The sequence below is a fragment of the Massilia sp. Mn16-1_5 genome (genome assembly GCF_004798585.1).
Lineage (GTDB): Bacteria > Pseudomonadota > Gammaproteobacteria > Burkholderiales > Burkholderiaceae_D > Telluria.
Map to the genome: position 1 here is coordinate 209,524 of NZ_PPXQ01000001.1, position 22,154 is coordinate 231,677.

17 protein-coding genes are annotated in these 22,154 nt (G+C 68.6%); 11 read left to right on the top strand and 6 right to left on the bottom strand.

The genetic code is table 11. The features are described 5' to 3' along the window. Positions 1–62: 62 nt before the first annotated feature. Positions 63–887 (bottom strand): universal stress protein, encoded by an 825-nt coding sequence (locus C2862_RS00935; protein ID WP_136218237.1) that lies wholly within the window; start codon positions 885–887, stop codon positions 63–65. A gap of 241 nt (positions 888–1,128) precedes the next feature. On the opposite strand from C2862_RS00935, the gene C2862_RS00940 reads away from it, so the two are divergent. Together C2862_RS00940 and C2862_RS00945 are read left to right on the top strand one after the other, a co-directional pair. Further along, positions 1,129–1,716: a CHRD domain-containing protein gene (locus tag C2862_RS00940; protein ID WP_136218238.1), complete on the top strand. Its 588-nt coding sequence runs from the start codon at positions 1,129–1,131 to the stop codon at positions 1,714–1,716. Between the two features lie 92 nt (positions 1,717–1,808). Beyond that, complete coding sequence (locus C2862_RS00945) at positions 1,809–2,279, top strand: cupin domain-containing protein (RefSeq protein ID WP_136218239.1); 471 nt, start codon at positions 1,809–1,811, stop codon at positions 2,277–2,279. A gap of 3 nt (positions 2,280–2,282) precedes the next feature. Here C2862_RS00945 and C2862_RS00950 read toward each other — a convergent pair whose 3' ends face one another. After that, a complete protein-coding gene (locus tag C2862_RS00950) occupies positions 2,283–3,176 on the bottom strand; it encodes a LysR family transcriptional regulator (RefSeq protein ID WP_136218240.1) in 894 nt (297 codons plus the stop codon). A 139-nt stretch (positions 3,177–3,315) separates the two neighbouring features. On the opposite strand from C2862_RS00950, the gene C2862_RS00955 reads away from it, so the two are divergent. The 3 genes from C2862_RS00955 to C2862_RS00965 all read left to right on the top strand — a co-directional run bounded on the left by C2862_RS00955 (position 3,316) and on the right by C2862_RS00965 (position 7,557). Continuing rightward, positions 3,316–4,383 (top strand): MBL fold metallo-hydrolase, encoded by a 1,068-nt coding sequence (locus tag C2862_RS00955; RefSeq protein WP_136218241.1) that lies wholly within the window; start codon positions 3,316–3,318, stop codon positions 4,381–4,383. Positions 4,384–4,442: 59 nt separating this feature from the next. Continuing rightward, positions 4,443–5,384, top strand: coding sequence for a 2-hydroxyacid dehydrogenase (locus tag C2862_RS00960; RefSeq protein WP_307723528.1), 942 nt, complete (start codon positions 4,443–4,445; stop codon positions 5,382–5,384). Between the two features lie 214 nt (positions 5,385–5,598). After that, on the top strand, positions 5,599–7,557 hold the full coding sequence (locus C2862_RS00965; protein ID WP_136218243.1) for a hypothetical protein: 1,959 nt from the start codon (positions 5,599–5,601) through the stop codon (positions 7,555–7,557). A 13-nt stretch (positions 7,558–7,570) separates the two neighbouring features. Here C2862_RS00965 and C2862_RS00970 read toward each other — a convergent pair whose 3' ends face one another. Next, entirely contained in the window at positions 7,571–8,962 is a 1,392-nt protein-coding gene (locus C2862_RS00970; protein WP_136218244.1) for a nucleobase:cation symporter-2 family protein, read from the bottom strand. Positions 8,963–9,011: 49 nt separating this feature from the next. Beyond that, positions 9,012–11,426 (bottom strand): ATP-binding protein, encoded by a 2,415-nt coding sequence (locus C2862_RS00975; RefSeq protein WP_136218245.1) that lies wholly within the window; start codon positions 11,424–11,426, stop codon positions 9,012–9,014. A gap of 339 nt (positions 11,427–11,765) precedes the next feature. Here C2862_RS00975 and paoA point away from each other — a divergent pair, with 339 nt between their 5' ends. From paoA to C2862_RS00995, 4 genes are all read left to right on the top strand, one after another. Beyond that, complete coding sequence (paoA, locus tag C2862_RS00980; protein WP_136218246.1) at positions 11,766–12,422, top strand: aldehyde dehydrogenase iron-sulfur subunit PaoA; 657 nt, start codon at positions 11,766–11,768, stop codon at positions 12,420–12,422. After that, a complete protein-coding gene (locus tag C2862_RS00985; protein ID WP_136218247.1) occupies positions 12,419–13,372 on the top strand; it encodes a xanthine dehydrogenase family protein subunit M in 954 nt (317 codons plus the stop codon). Before paoA ends, C2862_RS00985 begins: the two co-directional genes overlap by 4 nt. 4 nt (positions 13,373–13,376) lie before the next feature. Continuing rightward, positions 13,377–15,578, top strand: coding sequence for an aldehyde oxidoreductase molybdenum-binding subunit PaoC (gene paoC / locus C2862_RS00990; protein WP_136218248.1), 2,202 nt, complete (start codon positions 13,377–13,379; stop codon positions 15,576–15,578). A 146-nt stretch (positions 15,579–15,724) separates the two neighbouring features. Beyond that, positions 15,725–17,317 carry a TerC family protein gene (locus C2862_RS00995; RefSeq protein WP_136218249.1) on the top strand — a complete coding sequence of 531 codons (1,593 nt, stop codon included), beginning with the start codon at positions 15,725–15,727 and terminating at the stop codon, positions 17,315–17,317. Between the two features lie 12 nt (positions 17,318–17,329). Here C2862_RS00995 and C2862_RS01000 read toward each other — a convergent pair whose 3' ends face one another. After that, positions 17,330–17,608 carry a hypothetical protein gene (locus tag C2862_RS01000; RefSeq protein WP_136218250.1) on the bottom strand — a complete coding sequence of 93 codons (279 nt, stop codon included), beginning with the start codon at positions 17,606–17,608 and terminating at the stop codon, positions 17,330–17,332. Positions 17,609–17,707: 99 nt separating this feature from the next. After that, entirely contained in the window at positions 17,708–19,228 is a 1,521-nt protein-coding gene (locus tag C2862_RS01005; protein WP_136218251.1) for an FAD-dependent monooxygenase, read from the bottom strand. Positions 19,229–19,417: 189 nt separating this feature from the next. On the opposite strand from C2862_RS01005, the gene C2862_RS01010 reads away from it, so the two are divergent. Together C2862_RS01010 and C2862_RS01015 are read left to right on the top strand one after the other, a co-directional pair. Continuing rightward, the gene (locus C2862_RS01010) at positions 19,418–20,539 is read left to right on the top strand and encodes a 6-phosphofructokinase (RefSeq protein WP_136218252.1); all 1,122 of its coding nucleotides are present in this window, start codon (positions 19,418–19,420) and stop codon (positions 20,537–20,539) included. Between the two features lie 149 nt (positions 20,540–20,688). Continuing rightward, positions 20,689–22,143 (top strand): iron-containing redox enzyme family protein, encoded by a 1,455-nt coding sequence (locus C2862_RS01015; protein ID WP_229467232.1) that lies wholly within the window; start codon positions 20,689–20,691, stop codon positions 22,141–22,143. Positions 22,144–22,154: the final 11 nt, after the last annotated feature.

The window sequence follows — 22,154 nt, forward strand, 5'->3', positions numbered from 1 at the left end:
CCGCCGCCCACGGTCCACCCCGCGCGCAGCCGCCGCCGCGGACGCGCGCGGGCTTCCCACGCTCAGTGCGCCAGCAGGACCGGCAAGGGACTGCGCTCGAGCAGGTAGCGCGTGACCCCGCCCAGCACCAGTTCGCGGTAGCGGCTGTGCCCGAAGGCGCCGGACACGATCAGGCCGGCGCCGGCATCGTGCGCCATGTCGGCCAGCGCCTGGCCCGGCGCGGCCTGCGTCTTTTCCAGCACCACCTCGACCGGCACCCCATGGCGCGCGAGATACAAGGCCATGTCGGCGCCGGGCTCGTCGCCGTGCAGGCCCGATTCGCGGTCTGGGTTGATCAGGGCCAGCTGCACGCTCCGGGCGCGCACCAGCAGCGGCAAGGCCGCCTGGAGCGCGCGGATTGCCTGCAGGCTGCCGTCCCAGCCGGCCACGATGCGTTCCGTGATCGGCTTGCCGGCATAGGCGGGCGGCACCGCCAGCAGCGGGCGGGCGCCGTGCAGGGCCACGTATTGCGGCAGGCCGCGCACCATGTCGCGCGCGCCCGTGTCGAGGCTGGTCACGACCAGGTCGGCATAGCGCGACTGCATCAGCAGCGAGCGCCGGTGCTCGTCTTCCGTCATCCGCTCCTCGATCGATTCGACGCCGAGCCGGCGCGCGCTTTCCGCGAAATGGCGCAGGCTCTTGCGCGCCTCGACGCACATCGCATCGAATTCGTCGACCGGCGCGACCGCCATCGAACCGACCAGCAGGGCATACGAGGACCAGGACGTGCCGGTCGCCGCGGCGCCGACCAGATGGGCATCGTGCAGGCTGGCCAGCTGCGCTGCGGCCTGCAGGCGCGAGGCCATGGCGGCGCTGTCGTCGACATGCACCACGATCGTCTTGTACATGTTGGCTCCTTTCGCGATGAAGAAGGGTGGCTCCGTACCTGCAACTCTACGCCAAGCAGGGAACATCGTCACGCGCCCGAGCGCGAAAAAATGGCATGCGGCAGCAGCTGCTGACTCCTGGAAAATCCGGTATGTCGATAGTATTTACACCTGGTTCTTGCCGGCGCCATCCATGCCCCGCAGCAGCTGCCGGGCACGTTTTATGCTGATCGGGTAGCACACCCACTTTGGAGGATCAGTCATGAAACGTCTTGCTCTTTGTCTGACGAGTTCGCTGCTTCTGCTCTGCACGAGTGCGGCCCATGCCGGGCTCATCCGCTACACGACGACCCTGAACGGCGCAAACGAAGCGACGCCGAATGCCTCGCCCGCGACCGGACAGGCAAACGTGGTGATCGACGACGTGGCGGGGACGATGACGGTGAACGCCACCTTCAGCGGCCTGCTGGCGCCGACCACGGCTTCGCACATCCATTGCTGCACGGCGGTGCCGGGCGTCGGTGCAGTGGGCGTGGCCACGTCGCTGCCGACCTTTCCGGCCTTCCCGCTGGGAGTCACCTCCGGCAGCTACACCGAAACCTTCGACCTGCTGAACCTGGCCACCTACAACCCCGCCTTCGTCACCAACAACGGCGGCACCGTGGAGAGTGCGCAGTCGGCCTTCCTGGCCGGTTTGGCCGCGGGCCGCGCCTACCTGAACATTCACACGGTGGACTTCCCGGCCGGCGAGATCCGCGGCTTCCTGGCCGAGGTGCCCGAACCCGGCAGCGTGGCCCTGTTCGGACTGGGGGCGGCCGGCCTGGCTGCGCTGCGCCGGCGGCGCGTGTAGATTCATGAGCCGCGTTCATAAGGGCTAGTCATCCGGACGGTCTTATCGCGGCAGGGGCGGCACGCTAGAGTAGGGTTTTGAAAGGAACCCGCATGCACCGTGTCCTCCTGTCCGCGCTGGCGCTGTGCGCCGCCGGCGCCGCCGATGCCCAGGCGCCCGCCGCCGACCTCGTCATCACGCGCAACGGGGCGCAAGCCTCGAGCCGCGGTCCCGCCGCCAACTTCACCGGCGCGGTCCGGGTGGATCCGCTGTACGGGCCGCAGGCACCGTCGCGCGGCAGCGCCGCCTACGTCACCTTCGAGCCGGGCGCGCGCTCGGCCTGGCACAGCCATCCGCTGGGCCAGACCCTGATCGTCACCGCCGGCGTCGGCCGCGTGCAGCGCTGGGGCGGCAAGGTCGAGGAAATCCGGCCCGGCGACGTGATCTGGACGCCGCCCGGCGTCAAGCATTGGCATGGCGCCTCGCCCACCACGGCCATGACCCATATCGCCAGTCAGGAGCTTGAAAACGGCAAAGCCGTCGAGTGGATGGAAAAGGTCAGCGACGAACAGTACGGCAAATAGGCTTCAGCCCTTGTGGCGGATCGCGTCGATCACCAGCGCCAGCGCGCGCGAGGAATGGCGCCGGCTCGGGTAATAGGCGTGCAGGCCCGGCCACAGCGGGCACCAGTCTTCCATCACGCTCTGCAGGCGCCCGGCGCGCACGTGTTCGCCGACCATCTCCTCGGGCAGGAAAGCGAGGCCGGCGCCGTCGAGCGCGGCTCGCAGGAGGTGGTTGGCGGTCGAGAACACGGCCTGGCCGCGCACGCGCACTTCCATGGCCTGGCCCTCGTGCTTCAGTTCCCAGGCATAGATGCCGCCGCTGCTGGCCAGTCGCAGGTTGATGCAGTTGTGCTTCATGAGGTCGGCCACCGATGCCGGCACCGGACGACGCGCGAAATAAGCGGGTGCGCCGACGATGCGCATGCGCACGTCGGGCGTCAGGCGCACGGCGATCATGTCCTTGTCGACCTGGTCGCCGTAGCGCACCCCGATGTCGTAGCGTTCGGCCGCGATGTCGACGATGCGGTAGTCGGCGCTGAATTCCACGTGCAGGTCCGGGTACTGCGGCAGCAGGGGCGCGATGCGCGGCCACAGCACGTCGTCGATCACGTGGTCGATCGCCGTGATGCGCACGGTGCCCGAGGGCTTGTCGCCCAGGTCGCTGACGGCGGCGATCTCGGCCTCGATCTCTTCCAGGCGCGGCGCCACGTTCTGCAGCAGGCGCTCGCCGGCCTCGGTCGGCGAGACGCTGCGCGTGGTACGGGTCAGCAAGCGCACGCCGAGCCGCGCTTCCAGCGTGCGCACCGTGTGGCTGAGGGCCGATTGCGTCATGCCGAGCTTGGCGGCGGCGCGGGTGAAGCTGCGCTCACGCGCCACGGCGAGGAAGACCAGGATGTCGTTGATGTTGTCGCGCGCCATGGTTCAGTGCTTTCATGAAGGAATCTTCTTATTCTAGCGCCTGATTCATGAATCGCATTCATAAGGATCAGCAATGCCGGGCTCGGCCGGGATAGGCAAATCCGGGTAAGATGGCCGGTCCCAACCCGATTGCCCATCCATGCGCATCCTCGTCATCGCCTTGATCTTCATTACTGTCGCCCTGGTCGGCGCCTGCGCTTTCGCACCGGCGCGCACCACGCACGCATCGCCGCAGTTCCGCGACGGCGGCTTCGTCAACGCCACGCCCGTCCACGAATTCACGCTCGGCGAACAGGCGCGCCTGTGGTGGAACTTCATGTTCGACAAGCCGGCGGGCACGAGGCCGGCGCAGCCGATTCCGGTGCGCGCAATGAGCCGCCAGCTGCTGCTCGACGCGCCCGACAACACGCTGTGGCGCCTGGGCCATTCGACCGTCCTGCTGAAGCTCGATGGCGGCTTCTACCTCACTGATCCCGTGTTTTCGAAACGCGCCTCTCCCGTGCAGTGGGCCGGTCCGGAACGCTTCTCGGAATTGCCGATCGCGATCTCCGAGTTGCCGCCGCTCAAGGCCGTGATCCTCTCGCACGACCATTACGACCACCTCGACCACGCCAGCATCCTGGCCCTGGCGGAGAAGACCGAAACCTTCCTCGCCCCGCTGGGCGTGGGCGACCGGCTGGTGTCCTGGGGCCTCGCCGCCGCCAAGGTCCAGCAGCTCGACTGGTGGCAGGAACGCAGCATCGGCGGCGTGCGCTTCGTCGCCACCCCGGCGCGCCACTTTTCCGGCCGTGGCCTGAACGACCGCAATGCGACGCTGTGGGCATCCTGGGTGATCGCCGGCGACACGCTGCGCGTCTTCTTCAGCGGCGACAGCGGCTACTTCGACGGCTTCAAGGCCATCGGCGAACGCTTCGGTCCGTTTGACCTCGCCCTGGTCGAAACCGGCGCCTACGACAAGCAATGGCCGGACGTGCACATGCAGCCCGAGCAGACCCTGCAGGCCGCGCTCGACCTGCAGGGCGCCTGGCTGGTGCCGATCCATAACGGCAGCTTCGACCTGGCGCTGCACCGCTGGCAGGAACCGCTCGAGCGCATCAGCGTGCTGGCCACGGCGCGCGGCCTGGCGCTGGCCACGCCGCGCATCGGCGAGCCGCTGTCCATCCGGAAGCCGCATGCGGGCGAGGCCTGGTGGCGCGGGCTCGACTAGACTGGCATATACTGTCCGTTTGACAAGGCCGGGAGTGGCGAGTGCGTCCAGAAATACTGTTGTTGGGATCCGGTTGGGTCCCTGAAGTCGACGAAGTGCTCGAGCGCGGATTCGTCTGCCACCGGATGGCGGCTGTCGCGCCGGCCGAACGGGCGGCCTTCATCGACCGTATCGCGCCAAACGTGCGCGGGGTGTTCACCACCGGCGTCACCGGCATCGACGGCGCGCTGGCAAGCCAGCTGCCGCATCTCGAGATCGTCGCCGTGCACGGCGTCGGCGTCGATGCGGTCGCTTTCGATGCGCTGGCGCCGCGCGGCATCCACGTCACCAACACGCCCGACGTCCTGACCGAGGACGTGGCCGACCTCGCGGTCGCGCTGCTGCTCGCGAGCAGCCGGCGCCTGCCGCAGCTCGACCGCCACGTACGGGCCGGCAGCTGGGAAGCGAAGAAGCCCTTGCAGCCGGCGCGCAGCCTGCGCGGCAAGGTGGCCGGCATCGTGGGCCTGGGGCGCATCGGCCGCGCCGTCGCCACGCGCCTGGAAAGCTTCGGGATGGCGATCCGCTACTTCCAGCGCAGTACGGCCGATAGCCCCTATCCGCGCAGTGCGTCGCTGCCCGACCTGGCGCGCGAGAGCGATTACCTGATCGTCTGCGCGCCGGGCGGCGCCGCCACGCGCGCGATGATCGACGCGGGCGTGCTCGACGCGCTTGGCCCGGAAGGCACCCTGGTCAACATCGCCCGCGGTTCGCTGGTCGACGAAGCTGCCCTGATCGCGGCCTTGCAGGAAGGCCGCCTGGGCGCGGCGGCACTGGATGTGTTCGCCGACGAGCCGCGCGTGCCGGTCGCGCTGCGCGAACTGGACAATGTTGTCCTGACCCCGCACGTCGGCAGTTTCACGGTCGAGACCCGCACCGCGATGGGTATGCTGGCGGCTTCCAACCTGGAAGCGCATTTTGCTGGAAAGCCTTTACCTACGCCGGTTCCGGTCCCGGTTAGCTGAGCAATTCTTTCCCGCAGGCTCGAATTGCGGCGCTTCGTTTCCCGCTGTAAATCCGTTCCGTATCAAATAGCGTACCCAGCCGGAGCATTTTGAGGCGGGGTCTGGAGTTGTTCAGTTCTTGGCTCTAGAGTGGTTCCCGGACCTGGTCGGTTACGCGCTGTGCGTGCAGCGGACCGTGCCAGGCATCGAACCCTCATCATGATCGGCGAGCCTCATGAAACTGCATTCGACTACCAAGCGCGCACACTGCAAACCTGCACTGCGCAACAACATCCTGACTGGCCTGTTCCCGCTCCTGGCCCTTGCCGGCGGCGCGGCGGCGGCTCCGGCGATCCCTCCCGTGTACAGCGTGATCAACCTCGACCCGGAAGGGGCGATCGCCTACCTCAACGAAAGCGGACAGGCGGCGGTCGGCTCCTTCGTGCTCGGAACCAGCGGCTTCTTCGACGGCAACCGCGTCGTGCCCTTCGGCGTGCCCGGGGATACCTCCATCGCCGGACTGAACAACCGCGGCGTGGTTACCGGCGAAACCAGCGAAGGCGCAGGGCCGTTCCGGCGTTTCTACGAGTTCACCTGGAGCCCGGGGCGCGGCATGCGCGCCTTGCCGAACGTGCCGAGCCGGGTCTGGGGCATCAACGACCAGGACCAGGTTGTCGGCGACATGACCGAGGCCTCGGGCATCCAGCGCGCGGTGCGCTTCGAGCCGGGCGGCGCCATGACGCCGCTCGGCCCACTGCCTCTGGGGGTGTCCGCGGTACGCGCCATCGCCAATACGGGCGTGTCCGGCGGCTATGCCGATGACGGCAGCGGGATCCAGCGCGCCACGCTGTGGGATGCGCGCGGCCGGCTGACGGACCTCGGCACCCTGGGCGGGAGCATCGCCGGCACGGCCTTTGTCAACGAGCGCGGCGAGGCGGCCGGCACCTCCTACGACGCGGGCGACGCGAACGACGCCGGCTTCTTCTGGAGCCGCGCAAGCGGGATGGTGCCGATCGGTACCCGCAACGCCGGTTCCCGTACGGTGGCCGACCTGAACGACCGCGGCGAGGCCGTCGGCGACACCGCGACGGCGGCCGGCTCGACCGCCTACCAATGGTCGCGTGCCCGCGGCCTGGTGCCGCTGCCGCGCGCGGGGGCGCTCGAATCCGACGTCTTCGACATCAACAACCGCAGCGAGATCGTGGGCGGCGTGCGGCGCCCAAGCGGCTGGCGCGCGACCCTGTGGCGCGGGGCCGATGCGCCCACCGACCTGAACGCCCGCCTGCAGCGCATCCCGGCCGGGCTGCTGCTCTCGCACGCCGTCGCCATCAACGACGCCGGCACCATCCTCGCCTTGTCGAACGCCGGCCTGGTCATGCTGCGCCCGGGAAGCAAAGGCACCGATGCGCCGGTGCTCGGTCCGTTCACCGGCTTGCCCGACAGCGTAACCGTCGGCCAGGAACTGCGGGTCAGTCTCGGCTTCATCGACAATGCGCCGGGCCAGGTGCACACGGCCACGGTGGATTGGGCCGACGGCTGCGCCTCGCCTGCGCCGCTCGTGCGCGAAGCGTATGGCAAGGGCGAGGTCGTCCTGCAGCACCGCTTCTGCGCACCGGGCGCGCGCACCGTTGTGCTGCGCGTAACGGACTCGGGCGGACGGACCACGGAAGCGCGGCGCGAGATCCTGGTGAACGAGCCGGGCCTGGCGGCGCTCAGCGGGCGCGGCAAGCTGGCTGCAGCCGGTGCGGCCGGCGCCGGCCGTTCGCAGCCGCTGCGCTTCACGCTGTGGGCGCCGCTGGGCGACACCGAGGCAGCGCGCAAGGCGGCCGGGAATGCGGCCGGGAGCGCGGCGCTGGTGCTGCACGGACCGTTCGGCTTTCGCAGCGACAGCGTGGCGGTGACGGCGCTTGCGGGCGCCACGCTGCGCCTGGAAGGCACGGGCCGCTACAACGGCCGCGCCGGCTACCGCTTCCAGCTGGATGCGGCCGACGGCGACAACGCGCGCGGCGGACGCGACGGGATGCGGGTGCGCATCAGCCACGTCGACGCGACCGGCGCCGAGGTCCTGGACTACGACAGCGCCGGGACGACCAGGGCCGGCGCGAAGATGGCGGCGGCAATGGCAGGCGCCGCAGGAGCCGGCGGAGCCGGAGGCATGTCGCCGGTGGACGGCGTGCTTGCCCTCAGCAACTAGGTGCGCGGACGGTTCAGGCGTGCTCGCCCTGGCCTTCATGGCTCGCCGGCAGGAACCAGTTCAGCAGCACGGCGCAGATGCCGCCGGTCGCCACGCCCGATTCGAGGACGTTGCGCAGGGCCGGCGGCATGTGGGCCAGGAACTCGGGCACCTGCGACACGCCCAGGCCGAGCGCCAGCGAGACGGCGATGATCAGCAGGGCGCGGCGGTCGAGCTGGACGCTTGCCAGGATGTTGATGCCGGCGGCGGCCACCGCCCCGAACATCACCATCGCTGCGCCGCCCAGCACCGGTTCCGGGACCGCCTGGATCACGCCGGCCACGGCCGGGAACAGGCCGAGCACGACCAGCATCAGCGCGATCCAGACGCCGATGTGGCGGCTGGCGATGCCGGTCAGCTGGATCACGCCATTGTTCTGGGCGAAGATCGAGCTGGGGAAGGTGTTGAACACGCCGGCCAGCAGGCTGTTGGCACCGTTCAGCAGCACGCCGCCCTTGATGCGCCCCATCCAGAGCGGGCCTTCGACCGGCTGGCGCGAGATCTTGCTCGTGGCGGTGACGTCGCCGATGGCTTCCAGCGAGGTCACGAGGTAGATCACGATCATGGGGATGAACAGCGACCAGGAAAAATCGAGACCGAAGTGCAGGGGGCGCGGCACCTGGAACAGGGGCGCTTCGTGCATGCCGGTGAAGTCGAGCCGGCCCATCGATGCAGCCAGCGCATAGCCCACTGCCAGCGCGATGACGATGGCGCAACTGCGCATCCAGACGACGGGTACGCGGTTGATGGCGACGATCAGGGCCAGCACTACGCCGGAGAGCAGCAGGTTTTCGCCATTCGCGAAGGTCCCGTTCTGCATGGCCGCGAAGCCGCCGCCCATGCTGATCAGTCCGACCTTGATCAGGGTGAGGCCGATCATCAGCACCACGATGCCGGTTACCAGCGGCGTGATCATGCGCTTCACGAAAGGCAGGACGCGTGAGACGCCCATCTCGACGAAGGAACCGGCGACCACGACGCCGAAGATCGCGGCCATCACGGCTTCCACCGGCGTGCCCTGCTTCACCATCAGGCTGCCGCCGGCGATCAGGGGACCGACGAAGTTGAAGCTGGTGCCCTGCACGATCAGCAGGCCCGCGCCCAGGGGACCGAAGCGGCGGCACTGCACGAAGGTGGCGATGCCGGAAATGACCAGCGACATCGAGACGATCAGGTTCGTATCGCGTGCCGGCACGCCCAGCGCCTGGCAAATCAGGAGTCCCGGCGTGACGATCGGGACGATGATCGCCAGCAGGTGCTGCAGCGCGGCCAGGATGCCGATCAGGGGACGAGGACGGTCGTCCAGGCCGAGGATCAGGTCCGGGCCTGATTGCGGAGCCAGGGCGGGCGGGGCTTGTTTGGTCATGGACGGGCCTCGGGCAAAACCGTGATTCTACCCCGGCCGCAGCCCTCGTTCAGCGGACAATCCTGTCCGCACCCTCGTGGAGGATCCGTTCGAGCTGCCCGAGGTCGGCCGGCTTGACCAGGTGATGATCGAAACCGGCCGCCTTCGACAGCGTGAAATCGTGCGCCTGGCCATAGCCGGTGAGGGCGATCAGGAGGGACTCCGGGCAGGGACCGTCCTGGCGCAGGCGGCGCGCCAGCTGGTAGCCGTCGATGCCGGGCAGGCCGATGTCGAGGATGTAGGCGTCCACCGGTCCCAGGTCGCGGGCGTCGAGCAGGGCCTGGGCGCCGTCGAACAGGGCGATGCAGTGGCCGCGCGCTTCCAGCGCCGCCGCCAGCGAGGCGCCGGCGTCGCGGTTGTCGTCGACGATCACGATGCGGCGCGGCGTGGACGGCTGCTCCGCGTCCCTGGCCTGGCCGTCGCCCGCGGCGTGCAGGGCCGGCGCCTCGATGGTCGGCAGCCGCAAGGTAAAACAGCTGCCCTTGCCGGCGCCGCCGCTCTCGGCTTCGACCGTGCCGCCATGGTGGGCGGCGATGCTCTGCACCAGCGCCAGGCCCAGCCCCAGTCCACCCTGGGCCCGGTCCGGCGTGCGCTCGCCCTGGGTGAAGAGCTCGAACACGTGCGGCAGCAGGCCGGGGGCGATGCCGCTGCCGTTGTCGCGCACGGCCAGGGTAGCCCAGCCGTCCAGGATGCGCAGGTCGAGCTCGATGCGGCCGTGCTGCTGGGTGTACTTGGCCGCGTTGTTGAGCAGGTTCGACACGGCCTGGGTCAGGCGCGTGCGGTCGCCGCTGACCCAGGCGGTGTCGGCCGCCAGGTGCATGAACAGGTCGTGGTGGCGCGCCTCGATCAGCGGACGCGCCTGCTCGACGGCATTGTTGACGACGGTCTTGAGGTCGACCGGTTCGCGTTCCATCTGCACCTGTCCGCGCGTGACGCGCGAGACGTCCAGCAGGTCGTCCACCAGGTCGGTCATGTGGCGCACCTGGCGCCCGATGATGTCGCTGGCGCGCTTGACGTATTCGGCGTCGCCGTAGCGCAGGCGCATCACCTGGGCCGCCGTGCTGATCGGCGCCAGCGGGTTGCGCAGTTCGTGGGCCAGCATCGCCAGGAACTCGTCCTTGCGCTGGTTAGCCTGGCGCAGCGCGTTCTCGGCCATCTTCTGGTCGTGGATGTCGGTGCAGGTGCCCATCCAGCGGATGATGGCGCCGGACTCGTCGCGTACCGGCAGCGCGCGTCCGAGCACCCAGCGGTAGGCGCCGGAGCGGTGGCGCAGGCGGTACTGCACCTCGTAGGTTTCGCCGGTGGCCAGGCTGCGCGACCAGCGCGCCCAGGCTTCCTCGCGGTCCTCGGGATGGAACATGCCGGCCCAGCGCTCGCCGTCGGTCTCGCCCGGATGGGTTCCCGTGAAATCGTACCAGCGCTCGTTGTAGTAATCGTGGAAGCCGTCCGGCAGGGTCGACCAGACCATCTGCGGCATGGCGTTGGCGATCGAGCGGAACATCGCTTCGCTGGCGGCCAGCGCGCCGGCGTTGCGCAGGCGTTCGCTCGCGGTGCGGGTACGCTCGGCCACTTCGCGCACCAGGTTGATGTCGTCCGCGCTCCAGCCCCGCGGGCGCGCGCTGTTGACGTAGACCAGCGCCACCAGCCGGCCGTCTTCCAGCACCGGCAGGTCGACGAAGGCGCAGGAGTCGAGTGCGGCCAGGGCCGAAGCGGCATGCGCCGTGCGCGGGTCGAGCGCGACGTCGCCGATGGCAACCGGCGTGCCGGCCTTCAGGTCGTCGATGAAGTCGCCGAAGGCGCGCAGGTCGATGTTCTCGGGCAGCACGGCGGCGCCGGGCAGCTGCCAGTTGCCGCTCAGCCGCACCGAGTCGCCCGCGCCGGCGGTGGCGAATCCGACCCGGCTCGCGCCCAGGGTCTCGCCGAGGATGCGGCAGGCGCCGTCGACGATGTCCTGGGCGTTGGCGGCGTCGCGCACCAGGTCGGTCATGCGGATCAGGGCGTCGCGCCGGATCTCGTTCAGCACGCGGTCGGTGACGTCGGTGCCGAGGATGAAAATGCCGTCGATGGCGCCGGCCGCGTCGCGCACCGGCTGCAGCACGAAGTCGATGTAGCGTTCGCTGACGGGGCCGCCAGGGACCACCTGCATGCCGTACTTGGCGCTGGCGGCGGTGATCGGCACGCCCGTGCGGTAGACCTCGTCGAGCATGGCGACATAGCCCTGGGCGGCGACGTCCTGCAGCACCTCGGCCATGGGCCGGCCGACGACGTCGCGGTGGCCGATCAGGCGCCGGTAGCCCGGATTGATGAACTCGAACTCGTGCTGCGGACCATGCAGCAGGGCCATGAAGATCGGGGCTTCCTCGAACAGCCCGGTGAACTCGCGCCTGCGTTTGTAGTCCAGGTCGTGCGGGGAGGGTGCGTTCATGCTGGTTTCCGGGCTGTGCGGCGGATGGAGAAGGGCCTGGTGGAGCGATGCGCGTGCTCGACCGGCCCGGCGAAACCGGCATCATACCGTGCCGGACGGGCCCGCGCACATTCGCTGCCCGGCAGTGCAGGCGCGATGCGGGTATGCACCATCCAGGTGCATCCGCGCACCTCGCCGCGGCGCCCGGAAAAGGAGAAATGGTTCCCGGTCAACCGTGCCGCCTGCTATCGAGAATGTCTTTATCATAAGCCGAATGCACAGTCGGCCTTGATAGGTGCCGGCTGGAGACTAACCACGCGGGCCGCCCCGGCGCCCACCAGTTCGGAAGGCTTTATTGATATGGACGACTTGAGCGACATGAAGCTGTCGCGGCGCGACTTGCTCATCACCGGCGCCGCGGCTGCGACCAGCGCCGCCATTCCCGGCGCGGCGGTGGCCCAGGCCACCGGGGCAGCGGCGCCCCAGGCAATGACGCCGCCGCCGACGATGGCGAAAACCACGCTGCGCGTGAACGGCCAGCGGCGCGAACTCACCCTCGACACCCGCACCAGCCTGCTCGACGCCCTGCGCGAGCATATAAAACTGTCGGGCACCAAGAAAGGCTGCGACCAGGGCCAGTGCGGCGCCTGCACGGTGATCGTCAACGGCCGCCGCATCAATTCCTGCCTGTCGCTGGCGATCATGCACGACGGCGACGAGGTCACCACCATCGAGGGCCTGGGCACGCCCGAGAAGCTGCACCCGATGCAGGCCGCCTTCGTCAAGCACGACGGCTACCAGTGCGGCTACTGCACGCCGGGCCAGATCTGTTCGGCCGTGGCGACCCTGGACGAGATCCGCCAGGGTGTCCCCAGCCACGTCAGCGCCGATCTCAACGTCAAGCCCCTGCTCAGCGTGGACGAGATCCGCGAACGCATGAGCGGCAATATCTGCCGCTGCGGGGCGTACTCGAACATCCTCGACGCGATTACCGAGGTGGGAGGGATGAAAGCATGAAGGCCTTCACCTACGAAAAGGCGCGCACCCCGGCCGAAGCCGCGGCCGCCGCCGAGCGACATCCCGGCTCGCGCTTCATCGCCGGCGGCACCAACCTGCTCGACCTGATGAAACTCGAAATCGAGGCGCCGCCGCACCTGATCGACGTCAACGGCCTGAAGCTCGACCGCATCGAACCGGTCGACGGCGGCGGCCTGCGCGTCGGCGCCCTGGTGAGGAATACCGACCTGGCCGCCGATCCGCGCGTGCGCCGCGACTACGGCGTGCTGGCGCGCGCCCTGCTGGCCGGGGCCTCGGCCCAGCTGCGCAACAAGGCGACCACGGCCGGCAACCTGCTGCAACGCACCCGCTGCCCCTACTTTTACGACACCAACCTGCCGTGCAACAAGCGGGTGCCGGGCAGCGGCTGTTCGGCGATCGGCGGCTATACGCGCAACCATGCCATCGTCGGCCAGAGCGAGGCCTGCATCGCCACCCACCCGAGCGACATGGCGGTGGCCATGCAACTGCTGGACGCCGGCGTCGAGACGGTGCGCGCCAACGGCAGCACGCGCGTGATCCCGATCGCCGATTTCTACCGGCTGCCGGGAACTACCCCGCACATCGAGAACACCCTACAGTCCGGCGAACTGATCACGAGCGTGGTGCTGCCGCGGCCGCTGGGCGGCAAACACTTCTACCGCAAGGTGCGCGACCGCGCGTCCTATGCCTTCGCCCTGGTATCGGTGGCGGCGGTGGTGCAACCTGACGGCAGCGGCCGCGTCGCCCTCGGCGGTGTGGCCCATAAACCCTGGCGCGTGCCGGCGGCCGATGCGGCCATGCCGCGCGGCGCGGGCGCCACCGTCGACACCCTGCTGGCCGGGGCGAGAACGACGAGCGAAAACGCCTACAAGGTTCCGCTGGTCCGGCGCACGCTGGAATCGGTGCTGGTCGACGCGAAGAAAGGCTAAGGACATGAAATTCGATACGCCCGCCACCACCAATCCGATCGACCAGCTGAAGGTCGTCGGCAAACCGCTGGACCGCATCGACGGCCCGTATAAAACCACCGGCACCGCGCCCTATGCCTACGAGCAGCACGCCGCGGCGCCCAATCCGGCCTACGGCTACATCATCGGCTCGGCTGTCGCCAAGGGCCGCATCGCCTCGATCGACACGGCCGCCGCGAAGCGTGCGCCCGGCGTGCTGGCCGTCGTCACCTACGAGAACGCCGGCAAGATCGGCAAGGGCAAGTACAACACCGCGCGCCTGCTGGCCGGCCCCGAGGTGCAGCACTACCACCAGGCCGTGGCGGTTGTCGTGGCCGAGACCTTCGAGCAGGCCCGCGCCGCCTCGAGCCTGGTCAAGGTCGAATACGTCAAGGCCAAGGGCGAGTACGACCTGAAGCAGGCGAAGAACAGCGCCAAACTGCCGAAGAAGGAAGAAAAGCCGGAGACGAAAGCGGGCGACTTCGCCTCGGCGTTTTCCAGCGCCCCGGTGAAGCTGGACGCGACCTACACGACGCCCGACCAGTCGCATGCGATGATGGAGCCGCACGCTTCGCTCGCCGTGTGGGAGGGAGACAAGCTCACGGTCTGGACGGCCAACCAGATGATCAACTGGAGCCGCGAGGACATGGCCAAGACGCTCGGCATCCCCAAGGAAAACGTGCGCCTGGTCTCGCCCTTCATCGGCGGCGGTTTCGGCGGCAAGCTGTTCCTGCGGTCGGAGGCGCTGATGGCGGCCCTGGGCGCACGCGCGGCCGGGCGTCCCGTCAAGGTGGCGCTGCAGCGCGCCATCATGATGAACAACACCACGCACCGTCCGGCGACTATCCAGCGGATCCGCATCGGCGCCACGCGCGAGGGCCGCATCACGGCGATCGCCCATGAAAGCACCTCCGGCGACCTGCCGGGCGGCCAGCCGGAAACGGCGGTCCAGCAGACCCGCCTGCTGTACGCCGGGCCGAACCGCTTCACCCAGCTGAAGCTGGCCACCCTCGACCTGCCGGAAGCGAATGCGATGCGCGCACCCGGCGAGGCGCCCGGCATGATGGCGCTCGAAATCGCGATCGACGAGATGGCGGAAAAGCTGAAGATGGATCCGGTCACCTTCCGCATCATCAATGACACGACGGTGGACCCGGAAAACCGCGCGCGCAAGTTCTCGCAGCGCCGTTTCGTCGAATGCATGCGCCAGGGCGCCGAGCGCTTCGGCTGGAAGAACCGCAACCCCGAACCGGGCAAGCGCCGGGAAGGACGCTGGCTGATCGGCATGGGCGTGGCCTCGGCCTTCCGCAACAACATGAACATGAAGTCGGCCGCCCGCGTGCGCCTCGAGAAGAACGGCAACGTCACGGTCGAAACCGACATGACCGACATCGGCACCGGCAGCTACACCATCATCGCCCAGACGGCGGCCGAGATGATGGGCTTGCCGATCGAGAAGGTCGCGGTGCGCCTGGGCGACTCGGCTTTCCCGGTCTCGTCCGGTTCGGGCGGCCAGTGGGGCGGCAACTCGTCCACGGCCGGCGTGTATGCGGCCTGCGTCAAGCTGCGCGAGATGTTGGCGGCCAAGGCCGGACTCGATCCCGCGACCAGCGAGTTCGCCGACGGGGCGGTCCGTCTCGGTACCCGCTCGGTGCCGCTGGCCCAACTGGCACGCGACGGCGAGATCACGGCCGAGGACATGATGGAATACGGCGACCTCGAGAAGAAGACGCAGCAGTCGACTTTCGGCTCGCACTTCGTCGAGGTGGCGGTCGATTCGGCCACTGGCGAAGTGCGCGTGCGGCGCATGCTGGCGGTGTGCGCGGCCGGACGCATCCTCAACCCGAAGTCGGCGCGCAGCCAGGTAATCGGCGCCATGACGATGGGCGTGGGCGCGGCGCTGATGGAGCACCTGGTGGTCGACAAGCGCATCGGCTTCTTCGTGAATCACGACCTGGCCGGCTACGAGGTGCCGGTGCACGGCGACATCCCGCACCAGGAGGTGGTGTTCCTGGACGAAACCGACCCGATGAGTTCGCCGATGAAGGCCAAGGGCGTGGGCGAGCTCGGCATCTGCGGCGTGGCGGCGGCGGTGGCGAACGCCATCTACAACGCGACCGGTGTGCGCGTGCGCGACTATCCGGTCACGCTCGACAAGCTGTTGCCGAAGCTGCCGGCGTACGTTTGATGCTGAGCAGTTTTTCGTAGGGTGGGCACTCCGTGCCCACGCGGTACGCTGCGAGATCAGCGGGCACGCAATCGGAGCCGATAACGATCACCGCGTGGACGGCAGAGCCGTCCACCCTACGGAGACTGGCGCGGGAGAAGCGAAACATGGAATGGATGGCCGATCCGAACATCTGGATAGGGTTCTCGACCCTGGTCGTGCTCGAGATCGTGCTCGGCATCGACAACCTGATCTTCATCGCCATCCTCGCGGAAAAGCTGCCGCCCGAGCAGCGCGACCGCGCGCGCCTGCTGGGCCTCTCGCTGGCGATGCTGATGCGGGTCGGCCTGCTGACCATGATTTCCTGGATCGTCTCGTTGACCGAACCGCTGTTCTCGGTCGGCAGCATGGCGCTGTCCGGGCGCGACCTGATCCTGCTGCTGGGCGGCCTGTTCCTGCTGTTCAAGGCGACCATGGAGCTGCACGAGCGCGTCGAAGGCAAGACGGCGCAGCATAGCGGGCCCGTCGAATACGCCAGCTTCACCGTGGTCGTGGCCCAGATCATCGCGCTCGACGCCGTGTTCTCGCTCGATTCCGTGATCACCGCGGTCGGCATGGTCGACGAGCTGTGGGTGATGATGGCGGCGGTCGTGGTGGCGATGGGCGTGATGCTGTTCGCCTCGAAAACCCTGACCCGCTTCGTGAATGCGCATCCGACCGTGGTCGTGCTGTGCCTGAGCTTCCTCCTGATGATCGGCCTGTCGCTGATCGCCGAAGGCTTCGGCTTCCACATTCCGAAGAGCTACCTGTATGCGGCGATCGGCTTCTCGGTGGCGATCGAGGCCCTGAACCAGCTGGCCTCGCGCAACCTGGCGAAGGAGGAAAGCCGGGTGCCGCTGCGCGAGCGCACCGCCGACGCCATCCTGCGCATGCTGGGGGGATCGAGCGCGCCGGCGCCGGGCGCCGACGCCACGCCGCTCGCAGCCAGCGCCGAGGAAGCCTTCGAGCCGGCCGAGCGCCACATGGTGAGCGGGGTGCTGAGCCTGTCGCAGCGCTCGATCCGCTCGATCATGACCAACCGCGCCGACATTTCCTGGATCGACATCGACGCCCCGGCCGACGTGATCCGCGGCCAGATCATGGAAACGCCGCACAGTTTCTTCCCGGTCTGCAAGGGCCAGCTCGACGAGATCATCGGCGTGGTGCGCGCGCGCGACCTGATGGCCGACCTGGCGCTGGGCGGGCGCATCGACCCGGCCCACGTGCGCACGCCGATCATCATTCCCGAGACCGGCGACGTGCTGAAGGTGATGGATACCCTGAAGCGCTCGCATGGCCAGCTGGTGCTGATCGCCGACGAGTACGGCACCCTGCAGGGCCTGGTGACGCCGATCGACATCCTGGAAGCGATCGCCGGCGAATTTCCCGACGAGGACGAGCAGCCGGCCGTGCTGCGCCAGGGCCCGGACCGCTGGCGCATCGATGGCGCGGCCGACCTGCACGACGTCGAGCGCGAGCTGGGCGTCGATACGCTGGTGAGCGAGAGCGACGACTACAGCTCGCTGGCCGGCTTCCTGCTCGAGCGCCTGGGTACATTGCCCACGGTCGGTGAACAGGTCGTGGTCGACGACCTGCGCTTCGAGGTGGCCGCGGTCGAGGACCGGAGAATTGCCTCGGTGCTGGTCACGCGCACCGCGGCAGCGGAGACGCCGCAGCGCGGCGGGCGCAACGCCCGTAGCCAGCCCCGGTCCCGCAACTGAAAGCGGCCGGGATCAGACCGGAATGACCGAGGTCCCGCCGCCCGCCGCGCCGTAGTTCTGCAGGTCGCCGAACGGCAGTCGGCGCTCGTTCAGGGCTTGCAGGATGGCCTGCAACTGTTCCTCGTCCGGCGAAATGTAGACGATCACCTGATCCAGTTCGTTCTCGAAATAAGGCGTATAAGGCACGTCGGTTTCCGGCATGACCTTGGCGACATAGCGCCCGTTCTGCAATTCGCCGAAGACGGTGACGAGAGTGGCGGCGGTGGTGCTGTTGTTGACGGTGAGTTCCATGGTTCTCCTGGTGTGGTTGACGCTGGCATGACACCAATATCGCGCCAAACCGGCTGAGGCGGCGCAGCTTTGCCCTACATAAAATCCTGTGTCCGGACGTCACAGGCGCAGGGCGTTCGCGCGCAGGTAGTCGTCCAGCACCGGGATCGACGGACTGCCGGCCGCCAGCCCGACATAGCTGTCGGGCCTGAGCAGGTAGACGGCGTGCTCGGCCAGGCCGGCCTCGGCGCAGCCGGGGTGCCACTCGAACTGGCGCAGCGTGATTCCGTGCAGGGCGCACCAGGTCGCGACGTCGGGCCGCGCCTGGCCGTACACGTGGACCTGCCAGCCGGGCACCGGCAGCGGTTCGAAGTTGTCGCCGCCATCGAAACGCACCCACGGCAGGCGGTCGCCGCCGTGCACCTTGCCGGCACTGCCTGTGTTGAGCGGCGCGGTCCGGTAATGCACCAGGGTCTGCGAGATGGTGCGGAACAGGAATTCGCGTGCGCCCGGCAGCCTGGCGACCAGCGGCATGATGCGTGGGACGATGCCGGTGCGGACGATCTCGGCCACGGGACCGTCGGCCGTGAGGAAGCTGAAGGCGCGGTCGGTCGTGTGCACCAGGCGCTGGGCGAAAGGCAGGCGCTCGGCCTCGTAACTGTCGAGCAGCTCCCCGGGCGCCTGGCTGTGCACCACGGCGGCCAGCTTCCACGCAAGGTTGATCGCGTCGCCGATGCCGGTGTTCATGCCTTGACCGCCGGCCGGGCTATGGATGTGGCCGGCGTCGCCGACGAGAAAGGCGCGTCCGCGCCGGAAGTGATCGGCGACGCGGTGGTGCACCCGGTAGGTCGAGAACCAGTTCACCATGCGCACGCTGATCATCAGGTTGTCGATCGCGCGCTGGCTGACGTCGGAAAACTGCAGCTTGTCCGCGTGCTCGGCCCGGTCCTCGCGCACGGTGCCGACCAGGCGGCCGCGGCCGCTCGGCGCCGTGGCGAACACGGCCAGCAGGTCCGATTCGTCCAGGTCGAGGTTGAGCTCGCCGTTCAGGGCGGGACTGTCGCCCTCGATGTCGGCCACATAGAAGACCTGCCGGTAGGTACCGCCGGGAAAACCGACGTCCATGATGTCGCGCACCTTCGAGCGTGCGCCATCGCAGCCGACCAGCCATTGCGCGGCGCAGCGTTGCTCGGTCCCGGCCGCGTCGACCAGGGTCGCTTCGACGTGGCCGCCACGGTCCTCGAAACCCGTCAGGCTCAGGTTCCGTTCGACCTCGATGCCGGCCGCCGCCAGCCGGTCCACCAGCAGCCGCTCGTGGCGGTCCTGCGGGTAGATGAAGAAAAAGGGGTAGGGCGTCAGCCCGGCGCCGATCGCGCCCAGCGGGATCCGTGCGCGGTGCTCGCCTTCGGCCCAGAGATTGAAAAACTCGATGGGGTGGCCGGCGTCCACCACGGGCTGGGCCAGGTCGAGCTGGCGGTAGAGCTCGAGCGTGCGTGCCTGCACGGCCAGCGCGCGCGAGGTCGTGCCGGGACCGCTGGCGGCATCGACAATGCGCAGCTTGACGCCGAATGCATGCAGCCACAGCGCCAGCACCAGCCCGCTCGGGCCGGCGCCGACGATCAATACCTCGGACTCGTTCATGAGCGTCTCCCGGGTTTGCGCATCGTCGCCACCATGCTACCTCCGATGGCGGTCCAGGGTAAGGCTTGGTCGTGTCGCCGGCTGGCGTACCTTGGTTCGACGATAACGTTGGCATCGCGCCCGCATCCGTGCGCCACCAGGTTCCGCGCGACCGCATCATGCTCGAACGACAGACCGGCGGGAGGAAGGATGAGCGCACAGGAGGTGGCGAGAATACGACGGATCGGCGTACTGACCGGCGGCGGCGACGCGCCCGGCCTGAACGGCGTGATCCGCGCCGTCGTACTGGCGGCCGAGCGGCGCGGCTGGGAATGCCACGGCATCCGCGACGGCTTCAACGGCCTGCTCGCGCCCGAGACCTGCGCCGGCGAACCGGTCGTGCGCCTGCACGGTCTGGACGTGCAATCGATCGGCCACCTGGGCGGTACCATCCTCGGCAGTACCAACCGCGGCAATCCCTTGCACTATCCGGGAGTCGACGCCGAAGGCGCGCCCGTCGAGCGTGACCGCACGCGCGAAGTTGTCGACCTGTGCCGTGCGCGCGGCCTGGATGCACTGGTCATCGTCGGCGGCGACGGCTCGATGGGCATCGCCCAGGCGCTGCACCTGCACGGCCTGCGCGTGGTCGGCGTTCCGAAAACCATCGACAACGACCTCGACCGCACCTTCTTCACCTTCGGTTTCGATACCGCCGTCGGCTTCGCCGCCGAGTGCATCGACCGCCTGCACACGACGGCGCACAGCCAGCACCGGGTGATGGTGGTCGAGGTGATGGGACGCTACGCCGGCTGGATCGCCCTGCATGCCGGCATCGCAGGCGGCGCCCACGCGATCCTGCTGCCCGAGATTCCTTACCGGATCGAACCCATCCTGGAAGCGATCGCGCGCCGCGACGCCGGCGGCCATCATCACGCAATCGTGGTCGCGGCCGAAGGGGCGCAGGAGCTGGGTGGCGAACGCAGCGTCAAGGCGGCGGCGGCGGACGGGCATGCCGAGCGCCTGGGCGGTATCGGCGCGCACCTGGAATCCCGGCTGGCGGCAAGCGGCAAGGAGTGCCGCAGCGTCGTGCTCGGCCACCTGCTGCGCGGGGGCAGTCCCTCGAGCTTCGACCGCGTGATCGCAGCCCGTTTCGGCGCGGCGGCCGTGCGTGCGCTGGCGGCGGGCCGGCAAGGCGTCATGGTCGCGCTCGGCCCGCAGGCGATCGAACTGGTGCCCCTCGCAGAGGTGGCCGGCCGCACCCGCAGCGTCTCCATCGACAGCGATACCGTCGCCACCGCGCGCGAACTGGGTATTTGTCTCGGCGATACCTGATTGACACGGGTTTGACCCGCGTTCCAATAACATTTTATTACTTTTGTAAGGCTTGTCTTACATTCACTGGGCGCGCGTGCCGATCCCCGTTGCATGGCCCAGCCCGGATAATTCCAATAATCATTCAACAAGATTGTGAACAAAAGTTTATGATGCCATCGCTCGACAATGCCGTAGCCGTTCCACGCCAGGCGCAGACGCGCGCAGCCGGCCAGGAACGTGCCCGCGAGCTCTACTTCGCTCTCTACGCCGATCCGCTGAACAATGCGCGCGCCGGCGAAGCCTACCTGCGCGAGCAGATCGCCGCCGTGCAGGACATCCCAGCCGACCTGCCGCCGACGCTGGCCCAGTTGCCGGCCTGGATCGAGGCGCGCAGCGAAGCCGTGGGCATCCAGTACCGCGAATACCTGGCCGCACGCAAGGGCGGGGCGCCGCGCCGCTATTTCCATACCAAGGCGCATGCGCTGAACTTCATCAAGTCGGTGGCGCCGACCAAGCTGGTCGACGGTTCCTGGCTCTACGGCATGCTGAGGCATTGGGACAACCCGGACTTCCACCCCCTGATCAAGACCTATCTCGAAGAGCTGGGCGAGGGTGTGCCGGACAAGAACCACGTCACCCTCTACCGCAAGCTGCTCGCCACCCACGGCATCGACAACTGGGAGCAGCTGAGCGACGAGCATTTCGTGCAGGGCGCGATCCAGCTGGCCCTGGGCCACAATGCCGAGCGCTTCCTGCCAGAAGTCATCGGCTTCAACCTGGGCTACGAGCAGCTGCCGCTGCACCTTCTGATCACGTCCTACGAGCTGAACGAGTTCGGCATCGATCCGTACTACTTCCAGCTTCACGTCACGGTCGACAACGCCGCCACCGGCCACGCGCAGAAGGCGGTGCAGGCCCTGCTCGACCTGATGCCGCAAGTGGGCGACCGTGCCGCCTTCTACAAGCGCGTGCTCGACGGCTACCGCCTGAACGAGCTGGGCGCCAGCACGAATTCCGTGATCGCCAACTTCGACCTGCAGGACGAGCTGGTGACCGTCCTGGCCCAGAAGAGCACGGTCGGCAAGAACATGCATTCGGACTACTGCCGCGTCGCCGGCCGTTCCGTCAACGACTGGCTGGCCGAACCGGGCCAGATTCCGGGCTTCCTCGCGGCGCTGGAGTCCGCCGGCTGGATCAAGCGCGGCGAAGAGGTGGCCAACAGCCGCTTCTGGCGCCTGATCGAAGGCGAGCGCGCCGAGATGTTCGGCGTGTTTTCAAGCTACGAGCAGCAGGTGCTGCGCGACTGGATCGTCAGCGTGCCGGGCAGCACGGTAAAGCCGGAACGCACGCTGACCTGGCGCGCGCGCCAGCGCACCCTGGACAACCTGGGCCAGCATGCCGAGCGCTCGACCAGCTTCCCCGAGCGCGGCCTGATCCGCCGCCGCGCCGCGCGCGACACGGACTCGAACAACGAACTGGGCCTGCTGGAACAGCGCGTGGCCGCCGCCGCCGGCAAGCCCGAGGCGATGGCGCTGCTGCTCGAGCTGATGACGCCGGCGAACCACCACGGCGCGGCTGGCCTGATGGGGACGCGCATGTACACCCAGCTGCTCGATAGTTAGCAGGGCGCGCA

What these genes read in the sequence shown, in the direction of transcription:
- C2862_RS00940 (WP_136218238.1), top strand. Translation starts at nt 1,129, where the DNA reads ATGAAACGTCTTGCTCTTTGTCTGACGAGTTCGCTGCTTCTGCTCTGC.
- C2862_RS00970 (WP_136218244.1), bottom strand. Translation starts at nt 8,962, where the DNA reads ATGACCAAACAAGCCCCGCCCGCCCTGGCTCCGCAATCAGGCCCGGAC.
- C2862_RS01010 (WP_136218252.1), top strand. Translation starts at nt 19,418, where the DNA reads ATGAGCGCACAGGAGGTGGCGAGAATACGACGGATCGGCGTACTGACC.
- C2862_RS00935 (WP_136218237.1), bottom strand. Translation starts at nt 887, where the DNA reads ATGTACAAGACGATCGTGGTGCATGTCGACGACAGCGCCGCCATGGCC.
- C2862_RS00945 (WP_136218239.1), top strand. Translation starts at nt 1,809, where the DNA reads ATGCACCGTGTCCTCCTGTCCGCGCTGGCGCTGTGCGCCGCCGGCGCC.
- C2862_RS00955 (WP_136218241.1), top strand. Translation starts at nt 3,316, where the DNA reads ATGCGCATCCTCGTCATCGCCTTGATCTTCATTACTGTCGCCCTGGTC.
- C2862_RS01015 (WP_229467232.1), top strand. Translation starts at nt 20,689, where the DNA reads ATGATGCCATCGCTCGACAATGCCGTAGCCGTTCCACGCCAGGCGCAG.
- paoA (WP_136218246.1), top strand. Translation starts at nt 11,766, where the DNA reads ATGGACGACTTGAGCGACATGAAGCTGTCGCGGCGCGACTTGCTCATC.
- C2862_RS00965 (WP_136218243.1), top strand. Translation starts at nt 5,599, where the DNA reads ATGAAACTGCATTCGACTACCAAGCGCGCACACTGCAAACCTGCACTG.
- C2862_RS01005 (WP_136218251.1), bottom strand. Translation starts at nt 19,228, where the DNA reads ATGAACGAGTCCGAGGTATTGATCGTCGGCGCCGGCCCGAGCGGGCTG.
- paoC (WP_136218248.1), top strand. Translation starts at nt 13,377, where the DNA reads ATGAAATTCGATACGCCCGCCACCACCAATCCGATCGACCAGCTGAAG.
- C2862_RS00985 (WP_136218247.1), top strand. Translation starts at nt 12,419, where the DNA reads ATGAAGGCCTTCACCTACGAAAAGGCGCGCACCCCGGCCGAAGCCGCG.
- C2862_RS00975 (WP_136218245.1), bottom strand. Translation starts at nt 11,426, where the DNA reads ATGAACGCACCCTCCCCGCACGACCTGGACTACAAACGCAGGCGCGAG.
- C2862_RS00950 (WP_136218240.1), bottom strand. Translation starts at nt 3,176, where the DNA reads ATGGCGCGCGACAACATCAACGACATCCTGGTCTTCCTCGCCGTGGCG.
- C2862_RS00995 (WP_136218249.1), top strand. Translation starts at nt 15,725, where the DNA reads ATGGAATGGATGGCCGATCCGAACATCTGGATAGGGTTCTCGACCCTG.
- C2862_RS01000 (WP_136218250.1), bottom strand. Translation starts at nt 17,608, where the DNA reads ATGGAACTCACCGTCAACAACAGCACCACCGCCGCCACTCTCGTCACC.